Source organism: Aeromonas rivipollensis, from assembly GCF_010974825.1.
Lineage (GTDB): Bacteria > Pseudomonadota > Gammaproteobacteria > Enterobacterales > Aeromonadaceae > Aeromonas > Aeromonas rivipollensis.
In genome coordinates, this window is sequence record NZ_JAAILA010000042.1 from 1 (window position 1) to 11,261 (window position 11,261).

Below are 11,261 nucleotides of genomic sequence, written 5' to 3' on the forward strand. Positions count from 1 at the left end.
GTAATTGGGACATAGCCTTTTTCATGGCTGTGAAGCCGCTAACAGTTTCCCGCCCGTTCGCCCCGCGCCGTTTCAGATTGAAACGCCAATGACCCTTCTCCTGTTTCAAATCCGAACCGAACAGGCCGTCATTTTTATCCCGATTTATCCCGTTAGACTGGCTTCATCAATCATCTGCCCACCCGTGCGGTGGCAAGCCAAGGAGTGAGCCATGAAGAAGCTGATCAATGCCGTCGATGCCGTGGTCCGTGAACAACTGATGGGGATGGCTGCCGCCCACCCCGAGCTCAAGGTACGTATTGAACCCCACTACATCACCCGCGCCGACGCCCCCGTGATGGGCAAGGTGGCGCTGGTCTCCGGCGGTGGCAGCGGTCACGAACCCATGCACGGCGGTCTGGTGGGCAAAGGGATGCTGGATGGCGCCTGCCCCGGCGAAATTTTTACCTCCCCAACCCCGGATCAGATGTACGAGTGCGGTCAGGCCGTCGATGGCGGCGCAGGCGTGCTGTTCCTGGTGAAGAACTACACCGGTGACGTGCTCAACTTCGAAACCGCCGTCGAGCTGCTGCACGGTGACGGGGTCAAGGTCGGCTTCTCGCTGATCGATGACGACGTGGCGGTGAAAGACAGCCTCTATACCGCCGGTCGTCGTGGCGTTGCCACCACGGTGCTGTGCGAGAAACTGGTGGGGGCCGCCGCCGAAGCGGGCTATGACCTGAGCCGCTGCGAAGCGCTGGCCCGCCGCATCAACAACCAGAGCCGCACCATAGGCGTCGCCATGCACGCCTGTACAGTGCCTGCCGCCGGCAAGCCCTCATTCACGCTGGCGGACAACGAGATGGAGTTCGGCGTGGGCATCCACGGCGAGCCGGGCATAGCGCGCCGCCCCTTCACCGATCTCGATACCCTGGTGGACGACATGTTCGAAGAGCTCTATGACAACACCCCCTATGGCCGCACCCTGCGCCACTGGGACAGAGCCTCCGGCAGCTGGCAGGAGGAGCACACCTTTATCGAGCCGCTGAATGCGGGCGATCGGGTCATCGCCCTGGTCAACAGCCTGGGCGGCACCCCCATCTCAGAGCTCTATGGCGTCTATGGCCGCCTCGCCACCCTGTGCGAAGAGGCGGGCATCCATCTGGTGCGCAACCTGATTGGCCCCTATTGCACCTCCCTCGACATGACCGGCATCTCCATCACCCTGCTCAAGGTGGATGACGAGCTGATGACCCTGTGGGATGCCCCCGTTCACACCCCAGCCCTGCGTCGCGGCTGCTAAGGAGCCCTCATTCTCATGCTAAGCAAACATCAGATCGTCAACTGGCTGCTCGACTGCGAGCACATCTTTGCCGAGCAGCGTGACTACCTCACGGCGCTGGATACCGACATCGGTGACGGCGACCACGGCCTCAACATGCAGCGCGGCTTCACCAAGGTGGCCGAGAAGCTGCCCGCGGTGGCGGACAAGGACATAGGTCAGGTGCTGAAAACCACCGGCATGACACTGCTCTCCTCGGTCGGCGGCGCCAGCGGCCCCCTCTACGGCACCTTCTTTATCCGGGCGGCGGCCAGTACCGACGCCTGTCAGAGCCTCAGCCTCAGCCAGCTTGGCAAGATGCTGAGTGACGGGGTCGAGGGGATAGTCTCCCGCGGCCGCGCCGAACCGGGGGACAAGACAATGTGCGACGCCTGGTGGCCGGCTCTGGCCGCCCTGCAACAGGCACAGCAGCAAGATCTCTCCCTCAATGATGCGCTGGACAAGGCGGTGGCCGCCGCTGCGGCCGGTACCGAGGCCACCATACAGATGCAGGCCCGCAAGGGGCGCGCCAGCTATCTGGGTGAGCGCAGCATAGGCCATCAGGATGCCGGGGCTACCTCGACCCTGCTGCTGCTGACCGCCCTGCGTGACAGAGCGAGGTTGTGACATGATAGGAATCGTCGTTGTCTCTCACAGCGCCATGCTGGCGGCCGGCTTGAAAGCGCTGGCCGACCAGCTCGGCAGCCCGGCCAGATTGCTGCTGGCGGCCGGGGTCGATGACCCCGACCACCCCATAGGCACAGATGCCATTGCCGTGATGAGTGCGATCGAAGAAGCAGATGACGGCAGCGGCGTGCTGGTGCTGATGGACTTGGGAAGCGCGCTCTTGAGCGCTGAGACCGCCCTCGAACTGCTGCCCCCTGAGTTAAGCGTCCGGGTGCGGCTCTGCCCGGCCCCGCTGGTCGAGGGCACCCTGGCCGCCGTGGTGGCGGCCGGATCCGGCCTGACGCTGGACGAGGTGGCCGCCGAAGCGCTCGGTGCCCTGGGCCCGAAACAGGCGATGCTGCCTGCCAGCGCGGTGCAATCCGCCACTGAGACGGCACCGGCAGCCGACGACGGCTGGCTGCGCTGCGAGGTGGTGGTGGATAACCCCCACGGCCTGCATGTGCGCCCCGCCGCCCGACTGGTGGCCGCCCTCAAGCCCTTTGCCGCTGAACTCAAGTTGCAAAAGGGGGATAAAGAGGCCAACCCCCGCAGCCTGACCCGGCTCGCCATGCTCAACGTGCGCCAGGGCGACAGACTCACCCTGCTGGCGCGCGGGGAGGATGCCACCGCCGCATTGACCTGCTTCCAGCAGCTGGCAGCGGAACGCTTCGGCGACTGAGGATCCCATTGCTTTATCAAGGCCCCGCCAGTGCGGGGCCTTGTCGTTTTTTCCGCAAGGGCGTTTCTATGCGTGACCGCTATCCGTGGTAGTGGGCGGGATCCATGCCGAGCAGCTTCAGCCGCCGCCACAGGGTGGTGCGGCTGATGCCCAGTTGTCGGGCCATCAGGCTGACCTGTCCCTTGCAGGCGTGGGCGCTGCGCAAGATGGCCTGCCGCTCCAGCTCCGCCAGGGTGAGCAGCGGTTGCCCCACCACCTCATCCGCCACCAGCTGATGGCCGTGACGAATGGCGGCGGGCAGCGCCTCCGGCGGGATCTGCCCCTGACTGGCGTGGAGCAGGGCATGCTCGACGGCGCTGCGCAGCTCTCCCAGATTGCCGGGCCAGGGGTAGGCGAGCAGACAGTCGAGGGCCGCCGGGCTGAACTGGCGTACCGGCTCGCGCCCCTGCGCCCCTAGCTGCTGACTGATAAGGCCGGGCAGATCGGCACTGCGCTCCCGCAGCCCCGGCAGCCAGAGCTCGCAGGCTTGCAAGGCATAGAGCAGCTGGCGACCGAACTGCCCCTCCTGCACCCGCTGCTCCAGCGGGGCACTGCTGGTTGCTATGATCCGCACCTTGAGCGGCAGCACGCGGGCCGAGTCGAAGCGCTGGATGCGGCCTGTCTTGAGCAGTTGCAGCAGCGCCGCCTGCATGGGAGCAGAGAGGCACTCCACCTGCTCCAGCACCAGGGTGCCGCCGTGGGCCAGCTCGAACTTGCCCGCCCGCTCCTGCCCCGCCTCGTCGGAGCCCATCAGCTCCAGCGCCATCCGCTCGCTCGGCAGCGCCTGACAGTTGAGGGTAATGAGGGGCCCGGCGGCCCGTTCGCTGCCAAAGTGGATGGCCTCCGCCAGCTGGGCCTTGCCTACCTCCTCTTCACCGCGCAGCAGGATCGGCCCCTGACTCTGGGCCGCCTGTCTGGCGTGGCGCAGCAGCTTGCGCATGGCGCTCGATTCCCCCACCAGGGCCGACAGCTCGGGCACCGTCTGCCGCAGCTGGTGAATGGCCCGCAGCCGGTCGACCGGATGCAGCAGGGCGATAAAGCTGACCCCCTCCGGCCCCGGCAGCGGCTTGAGGCTTATCAGGGCATTGATGAACTCCCCGGAATGCACCCCGAGCCGCTCCAGCGTCACCTCCACATGACTGAGTGGCGTCTGCCCCTTGATGGCCAGCTGCAACCGCTGGGGCAGCAGCAGGTGCTGCTCCAGAGGCTGACCGAGACAGAGCGCCGGATCGAGCCGCAGTCGGTTGGCCGCCAGCGCGTTGAGGTAGCGCAGCCTGCCTTGCGGATCCCAGGCCAGCACGCCGTCATCCATGCCGTCGAGCAGGGCGTAAAGCTCGCTCAGATGGTGCTGGGACTCCTGCATCAGGCGCTCCATCTGCAGCAGATGGGCCAGCTCGCGACCGGCGCTGACGGTGAGCGCCAGATCCCCGACCGTTGCCTCCTCCACCCGGCAGACCAGGGCCATGATGGCGACCTGACGGCCGTTGCTGTTGTAGACCGGGCTGGCGCAGCTGTGCCAGGGGTGCAGGGTCTGGTTGAAATGCTGGGGGCCGCTGACGCAGAGCGGCACTCCCTCCAGCGCCGCCAGATTGATGGCATTGGTGCCGATGCGCCCCTCGCTAAAAAAAGCGCCGGGGCCAAAGCCCAGCGCTTCGAGTTCTGCCAGCGTCTCGCGATGGCCGGTACGGGCCAGCAGACAGCCGCTCTCGTCGGTGAGCAGCAGGGCGCAGGGACGCCCCTCCATGAATTCGTAGAGATCCTCGAGGGCCATCTCGCCTGTGGTGAGCAAGTCCCGCTTGCGCTGGCGCAGGCTCTGCAAGGTCTGCCCCTTGGCACTGTGGGGCGGGTGCCAGAGGGTGGCGCTGGTCTGGTGGGCGCAGCGCAGCCAGGAGGCCTGCAGATAGTCAGGGCAGGGCTGGGGTGGCAGACGGTCAGATGGCATTGTCACTGCCCTATCCGGCAAGCGCGCAGCCAGAGGGCATATAGATGCTCTGGCCAGGGCTGGGGTGGAAAACGGTCAGATAGCATTGTCACTGTCCTGTCCGGCAAGAGTGCAGCCAGAAGGCATACCCATAGTCAGGCAAGGGTTGGAGCGGCAGGCGGTCAGATGGCAGGGTCACATGCAATATCCGGCATAGAGAGAGGCCGACCATTTAACCATGCCCGTCCGCCAGATTCAGTGACCTGCCTCAGAGGGCGGCAATGGCATCCTCATTCCCGCCCGCCGCCCCCTCGGTAAATTGCTGGCCGAGCCAGTGACAGAAGGCGCGGCACTCCGGCATCCCTTCGCTCTCCTGGTGGATAAGCAAGCTCCACTGGGGCCCCTTGACCCGGCAAGCGGAGAGCGGCAGCAACTGCCCCAGCTCCCTGGCCGGTTGGGAGAGCCGTTCGCTCACCAGCGCCACCCCGAGCCCGGCGCTGGCCGCCTCCAGCAGCAGGCCGGGATCGGAGAAGTTGAGCCCCCGGGTCTGCAGTTGCAGATCCTCCCCCCCTTTGAGCGTCCAGTGGTGCCAGTCCAGCTCTCGCTCCCCATGGAGGGTGGTGCGCTGTGCCGCCGGTTGGGCCAGCACGGCAGGCGCGGCCACCGGCAGCAACCTGTCCGCCAGCAGCGGCTGATGGCGACACTCGGCCTGCGGTGCGAGATCCCAGCGCAGGGCGAGATCTATGGTCTGTTCGGCCAGATCGGGCACCTCGTCGCTGGTGAAGAGCCAGAGATCGATGTCGGGGTGCTGGCGATGAAACGCCCCCAGTCGGGGCAGCAGCCAGTAGCGGGCGATGGCGGTGCTGGTGTTGAGCACCAGCTGGTTCGGCTTGCGGTACTGCTCGAGGCGCTGGATCCCCACCGCCAGTTGCAGCAGCACGCTCTGGGTGGTCTCCAGCAGATCCTGTCCCGCATCGGTCAGGGCGACCGAGCGCCCCTGCCGGTGAAACAGCGGCTGGCCGAGCAGCTCCTCCAGGGAGCGGATCTGCTGGCTGATGGCGGACTGGGTGAGGTGCAGCTCCTGCGCCGCCTGATGAAAACTGCCGAGGCGAGCCGCCGCCTCGAAGCCCCGCAGCACGTTGAGCGGGGGCCAATGTTTGAACATCATTGATTAGCTCCACTTATCACTTGTACTGAAAATCGATCGTTTGTTCGCCGTGTTATGTGGGAATAGTCTATTCCCATCGTCAGCAACCTTAATAGTACCTAATCAGAGAGGGAATATGCGGGAACAGGGAATAGTGGCAAAGGGCTGGTTTATGCCCGCCGAATGGTGCCAGCACGCCGCGACTTGGATGGTCTGGCCCCACAACAAGGCGCTGTGGGAATCCGGCTGGGGCGTCACCCTGGCCGAGGTGCAGCAGGACTTCGCCCGGGTGGTCAACGCCATTGTCCAGTTCGAGCCGGTCAGGCTGGTGGTCGACCCTTCCGCGCTGGCCGAGGCGCGCGCCCTCTGTGACGACAGGGTGACCCTTGTCCCCATTCCGGTAGATGACAGCTGGTGCCGCGACTCCGGCCCCACCTTTATCTGCCACCCCGAACTGGGCTGCGCTGGGGTGAGCTGGCGCTTCAACGCCTGGGGCGGCAAGTCGGTCCATCAGCTGGACGAAGGGCTGGCTCGCCGCATCCTCAACAGCCTGGAGCTGGAGTGTATCGGCAGCTTTCTGGCCAACGAGGGGGGCGCCATCCATGTGGACGGCGAAGGCACCCTGATCACCACTGAGTCCGTGCTGCTCAACAGCAACCGCAACCCGGGGATCAGCAAGGGTGAGATCGAGCAGATCTTCGGTCGCCTGCTCGGTATCGAGAAGACCATCTGGCTGCCGGGGGATCCCGACCACGTCACCGGCGACATGACGGACGGCCATGTGGATGGAGTCTGCGCCTTCAGTCGCCCCGGCCAGCTGCTGGTGGATGCCACCCGGGATGCCGCCTCGACCTACGGCCTTGTGGTGCGGGAGAACCGCCGCGCCCTGGCCCTGGCCACCGATGCCAGGGGGCGCACCTACGAGTTGCAGGATCTGTACGACGCGAGCGAGGCCATAGACACGGAGGCCGAGGTGTTCTGCGCCTCCTACACCAACTTCTACCTCGCCAACGGCGCCGTCATCATGCCCGCCTACGGGGTGGCGAGCGACCGGGAGGCGGCGGCTGTGCTGCAAGGCGCCTTCCCGCAAAGGGCTGTGGTGCCGGTCTCGATCAACCGGCTGGCCCACGGCGGCGGCGGCATCCACTGCATCACCCAGCAGCAGCCCGCCTGGCCGCTGTTGGGCTGAGCGTTGCACGGCGGCGACCAATCACAGGGGAGTAACCACATCATGATCAGGAAGACACTCGGGTGGATGGGCTGTCTGGCCCTGCTGCTGAGCCTTGCGGCCGAGGCCGGGGAGGCCGATGCGGCAACAGGGGAGGAGAAGGTGCTGCGGCTCTACAACTGGGCCGACTACTTCGCCCCCGATACCCTCAGCGCCTTTACCAAAGAGACAGGGATCCGGGTCATCTATGACGTCATGGACAGCAGCGAGACCCTGGAGGCCAAGCTGATGGCCGGTCGCAGCGGTTATGACCTCATCTTTCCCGGTGATACGGTGGCGGAGCGGCTGATGCGGGCGGGCAGCCTGCAACCGCTGGATCAGGGCAAGCTAGAGCACCTGGCGGAGATAGAGCCCGGCTTGCGGCGGCTGCAGCAGGCCTATCCCCATTCACGGGATGCGGTAGTGCCCTACACCTGGGGCACCATAGGGCTCACCTATAACGCAGCCATGATCCGGCAGCGGATGGCGGATGCCCCGGTGGGCAGTCTCGACCTGCTGTTCAAGCCCGAACTGGCGGCAAAATTTGCCGACTGCGGCATCTCCATCATCGACTCCCCCGACGAGGTGCTGGCTGTGGTGCTGCACTATCTGGGGCGGGATCCCCACAGCGGCAAGGCCGAGGATCTGGATGCCGCGCTGGCGCTGCTCAAGGGGCTCAAGCCCCATATCCGCAAGTTCCAGTCCCAGCCGGTGACCCAGCTGGTCAACGGCGACCTCTGCCTGTCGCTGGGTTACAGCGGCGACATGACGCAAGCCAGGCGCGCCGCCGCCGAGGCGGGCAAGCACAGCGACTTTGAATACCGGCTGCCGAAGGAGGGGAGCACTATCTGGATGGATACCATGGCGATCCCGGTGGATGCGCCCCATCCTGACTATGCCTACGCCTTCATCAATTTCGTGATGCGCCCGGCCAACATGGCCGCCATCACCAACAGCACCGGCTATCCCACCGCCAGTGCCAAGGCGAGATCCATGGTGGATGCCACCATGACAGCCAACCCGGATATCTATCTGGATGAGGCCAGCTACGGGCGCCTCATCCCGGGCCAGGATCTTGCACAATCCCAGATGCGTGCCCGCATGCGAGCCTGGACCCGCTTCAAGAGCAGTTTTTGAATCCAAGGAGTAAAAGAGATGTCATCCCGACGCCAAGTATTGAAACAGCTGGTCGCCATGGGAGCGCTGGCCGGACTGAGCGCCCTGCCGCGGGCTCAGGCCGCCACCCCGGAGGCCAAGGCGAGCGCCGTCGGCCGCTACCATATGCCGGACGAGGCCGGGCCCCAGGCCAGGGTCTGGGTCGCCTTCGGTGCCAGCCGTGACATCTGGGGTCGCGATTACCAGGAGGTGCAGGCCACCATAGGACGACTGGTGCAGGCCATGGCGCCCCATACCGAGGTGAACGTGCTCTGCCGCGAAGAAGAGGAGGATCTGGCCCGCCAGCTCTGTGGTGAGGGGAGCACCCGCTTCATCCACGCCGAGCTGGATGACATCTGGCTGCGGGATACCGGCGGCGTCTTCGTTCGCAATGGCGAGGGGGAGCTGGGGCTGGTGGACTTCAACTTCAACGGTTGGGGCGACAAGCAGGAGCACGAGCAGGATGGGGGGGTGGCCGAGTGGGTCAGCACCCAGGCAGATGCCCATTATCTGCAGAGCAGGCTGACTGGCGAAGGTGGGGGCATAGAGGTGGATGGCAAGGGCACCGCCATCCTGACCGAGAGCTGCTGGCTCAACGGCAATCGCAATCCGGGCCTCACCAAGGCGCAAGTGGAGGCGGAGCTCAAGGTCAACCTGGGACTGCGCAAAATCATCTGGCTGCCGGGCATCAAGGGTCGTGACATCACCGATGCTCACGTGGACTTCTACGCCCGCTTCGTGCGCCCCGGCGTGGTGGTGATCAACATGGACAACGATCCTGATTCCTACGACTACAAGGTGACCCGCCAGCACCTGGCCATCCTCAAGCAGGCCACGGATGCGGACGGCAACAAGCTGGAGCTGCATGTGCTGCCGCCCCCGCTGGGTGGGAGAGACAATAAATTCAGCCGTAGCCGGGACTTTGCCGCTGGCTACATCAACTACCTGCCGATCAACGGGGCCGTCATAGTCCCCGAGTTCGGCGACAAGGCGGCCGACCGCTATTGCCAGGAGCTGCTGGCCAAGCTCTATCCTGGCCGCAAGGTGGTGGCCGTCAACATAGACCCGGTGGCGGCGGGGGGCGGCGGCATTCACTGCATCACCCTCCACCAGCCTGCCTGACCCTCCTCTACCGATGGATAACCCGGGGCGTTGCCACGCCCCGGGTTATCTCACCATGCCCACCCCCTGACCCGCGCCCCCTGCATCTTGGCCAGCTACGCCATATGTTTTGTCACCTCGATCACATTCCGGAGTTGCTCAAGAAAGTGACGCTGGGTAGTGCTTTCCATTACCGCGCCTTAAGTGTATTTTTGCTTAGTAGCAGAAGTAGAGCCAAAGGAAAATGTTGAGATAATGCGTTCAGCACCATGAGGCAGGTCGGTAGAATTTTGATTTTAAATTAGTTTTTTGTATCAGTTATCTGGGTGGCCAAGAGTTATATAGAAGACTCTATTAACGGATTAATATCTCCATCCATCTAATCACTGTTAGAGGCCATCGGAGGTTTCTATTGACTGAATCAAATTTTCCAGGTGGCTCGAAGTCAAGGGTTAACCGTGCTGGTGATGGTGTTCGGACTGGTTCGCCATCGAACGAAGATCTAGAAGTAATTGAAGCATGGCGAGCTGCCCACCGGCCTGTTCTTAACACATTTCAAGCCATTCTACGCACCCGACTCCGTGGTAAAAATGTAATTGTTGCACAGAGGCATAAGCGAAAGAATACAATTTTTGATAAATTGCAACGATTGCCAACGATGCAATTATCCAGAATGGATGATGTTGCAGGCTGCCGAATAATATTTGGCAACATACAAGATTTAAATGAGTTCAGAGTTGAGTTTCACAAGTCGCGTTTCAAGCATAAAATGCGAAATTCAATCGATAAGTATGATTACATTAAGAATCCAAAGAATACAGGGTATCGAGGGATTCATGATATATATGAGTATGACGTAAATTCGGCTGCAGGTAGAGAGCTAAAAGGCCTTTACATAGAAATCCAGTACCGCACCCTAGTACAACATGCATGGGCCACAGCGGTTGAAGTGGTTGGATTTATTACGGAAAGCCAACCCAAGTTTGAAAAAGGCGATAACAGATATCATCTTGCAATGGCATATGCTGCCGAGATTATTGCACGAGCACATGAAAATCATAATGGGCCACATCCAGAACTGTCTGATAGGGTCGTTTTAGAAAAATTCTTGGAGCTAGATAATGAGCTTTCGCTTATGCAGACATTGCGAGGGCTAAACCAAGCACACAGTACAATCTCCGACAAACGCAACAGCATTCTGATTTTCAGTCCTGAAGGAGATCTAAACGTTCGAAGTTATAGGGATGCAACAGACGCTCTAAGAGAGTTGTTTGAACTAGAAAAAGAAATGCCCGGCTTTGATATTGTACTTGTGCGAGCAGATAGCAGTGAAGAAGTAAGAACTGCATTTAGGAACTATTTCAACGATGCCAACGAGTTCGTCAGACTTATGGATATGGCTTCATCAAAATTGAGCGGCCACCAATTGACGGAACGTTCCAAGAGCAGAAATAAAAAGAAGTAACCCTAGAGTGATTTTTTTGGAAATTAAAGGTTATTATAAGGATGCTTATATGCAAGCAAGAGTAAAAAGTGTCAAATACATAAAAGTTAAAGGAAGTAGCAAATCATCCCCAGTACATAAAACTCACTTCCCTGTAATGGGGCGCTCTGAAAGCGCAGTGATAACCTACCTTAAGGATCTTAACAAAGGCTACGATATAATTATTACTGAACTTGAGTGGGCATAGTAAAAAATAGTGTCTAGTCCTGAAATAGGTTTACACATTTTCGTCTAGCTTCACGTGACTCAAAACCCCCGATGCACCGCATCGGGGGTTCTGTATTTCAAGGCATGATGCGGTCGCTCCAGGTTGTAAATATCCACCGCCTCACGCACCATCTCCCGCGCTTGCGTCAGGTCCTGCGGGCTTTGCAACAACAACTCCCCTTTCAAAATCCCGTTCACCCGCTCCGCCAACGCATTCTGGTAACAGTCATAGCCATCCGTCATCGAGCACCGCACCCCATGCCGTTCATGCAATGACTGATACAACCCCGAGCAATACTGCACGCCGCGGTCCGAGTGATGGATAAGCTCCCCGC

The 11,261-nt window shown here is 61.7% G+C and carries 10 protein-coding genes; 7 read left to right on the forward strand and 3 right to left on the reverse strand.

Features of this window, described 5'->3' with window-relative positions:
- The first annotated feature begins 211 nt into the window (after nt 1-211).
- From dhaK to dhaM, 3 genes are read left to right on the forward strand one after another with little or no spacing between them, the layout of a single operon-like run.
- Entirely contained in the window at nt 212-1,282 is a 1,071-nt protein-coding gene (gene dhaK / locus G4923_RS20170; RefSeq protein WP_163138111.1) for a dihydroxyacetone kinase subunit DhaK, read from the forward strand.
- 15 nt (nt 1,283-1,297) lie between these two features.
- On the forward strand, nt 1,298-1,927 hold the full coding sequence (gene dhaL / locus G4923_RS20175) for a dihydroxyacetone kinase subunit DhaL (RefSeq protein WP_106885576.1): 630 nt from the start codon (nt 1,298-1,300) through the stop codon (nt 1,925-1,927).
- A 1-nt stretch (nt 1,928) separates the two neighbouring features.
- Nucleotides 1,929-2,645: a dihydroxyacetone kinase phosphoryl donor subunit DhaM gene (gene dhaM / locus G4923_RS20180; RefSeq protein WP_106885577.1), complete on the forward strand. Its 717-nt coding sequence runs from the start codon at nt 1,929-1,931 to the stop codon at nt 2,643-2,645.
- 79 nt (nt 2,646-2,724) lie between these two features.
- Here the strand turns inward: dhaM and dhaR are convergent, their stop codons facing one another.
- Nucleotides 2,725-4,626, reverse strand: a complete 1,902-nt coding sequence (gene dhaR, locus G4923_RS20185; RefSeq protein ID WP_163138112.1) for a dihydroxyacetone kinase operon transcriptional regulator DhaR — start codon at nt 4,624-4,626, stop codon at nt 2,725-2,727.
- Nucleotides 4,627-4,873: 247 nt separating this feature from the next.
- The gene (locus G4923_RS20190; protein WP_163138113.1) at nt 4,874-5,773 is read right to left on the reverse strand and encodes a LysR substrate-binding domain-containing protein; all 900 of its coding nucleotides are present in this window, start codon (nt 5,771-5,773) and stop codon (nt 4,874-4,876) included.
- A gap of 115 nt (nt 5,774-5,888) precedes the next feature.
- Between G4923_RS20190 and G4923_RS20195 the strand changes: the two genes are divergently transcribed.
- The 4 genes from G4923_RS20195 (at nt 5,889) to G4923_RS20210 (ending at nt 10,680) form a co-directional block, all read left to right on the forward strand.
- Nucleotides 5,889-6,941, forward strand: coding sequence for an agmatine deiminase family protein (locus tag G4923_RS20195; RefSeq protein ID WP_163138114.1), 1,053 nt, complete (start codon nt 5,889-5,891; stop codon nt 6,939-6,941).
- A 42-nt stretch (nt 6,942-6,983) separates the two neighbouring features.
- Nucleotides 6,984-8,096: an extracellular solute-binding protein gene (locus G4923_RS20200; RefSeq protein WP_240455376.1), complete on the forward strand. Its 1,113-nt coding sequence runs from the start codon at nt 6,984-6,986 to the stop codon at nt 8,094-8,096.
- Nucleotides 8,097-8,114: 18 nt separating this feature from the next.
- A complete protein-coding gene (locus tag G4923_RS20205; protein WP_163138115.1) occupies nt 8,115-9,236 on the forward strand; it encodes an agmatine deiminase family protein in 1,122 nt (373 codons plus the stop codon).
- A 391-nt stretch (nt 9,237-9,627) separates the two neighbouring features.
- Complete coding sequence (locus tag G4923_RS20210) at nt 9,628-10,680, forward strand: RelA/SpoT domain-containing protein (RefSeq protein WP_163138116.1); 1,053 nt, start codon at nt 9,628-9,630, stop codon at nt 10,678-10,680.
- A gap of 285 nt (nt 10,681-10,965) precedes the next feature.
- Here the strand turns inward: G4923_RS20210 and G4923_RS20215 are convergent.
- Nucleotides 10,966-11,261: integrase core domain-containing protein (locus G4923_RS20215; RefSeq protein WP_163138117.1), on the reverse strand; the 296-nt coding region annotated here is incomplete at its 5' end.

Bases quoted from the DNA above. Each gene is read 5' to 3' on its own strand.
- dhaK (WP_163138111.1), top strand. From the start codon at position 212: ATGAAGAAGCTGATCAATGCCGTCGATGCCGTGGTCCGTGAACAACTG.
- dhaL (WP_106885576.1), top strand. From the start codon at position 1,298: ATGCTAAGCAAACATCAGATCGTCAACTGGCTGCTCGACTGCGAGCAC.
- dhaM (WP_106885577.1), top strand. From the start codon at position 1,929: ATGATAGGAATCGTCGTTGTCTCTCACAGCGCCATGCTGGCGGCCGGC.
- dhaR (WP_163138112.1), bottom strand. From the start codon at position 4,626: ATGCCATCTGACCGTCTGCCACCCCAGCCCTGCCCTGACTATCTGCAG.
- G4923_RS20190 (WP_163138113.1), bottom strand. From the start codon at position 5,773: ATGATGTTCAAACATTGGCCCCCGCTCAACGTGCTGCGGGGCTTCGAG.
- G4923_RS20195 (WP_163138114.1), top strand. From the start codon at position 5,889: ATGCGGGAACAGGGAATAGTGGCAAAGGGCTGGTTTATGCCCGCCGAA.
- G4923_RS20200 (WP_240455376.1), top strand. From the start codon at position 6,984: ATGATCAGGAAGACACTCGGGTGGATGGGCTGTCTGGCCCTGCTGCTG.
- G4923_RS20205 (WP_163138115.1), top strand. From the start codon at position 8,115: ATGTCATCCCGACGCCAAGTATTGAAACAGCTGGTCGCCATGGGAGCG.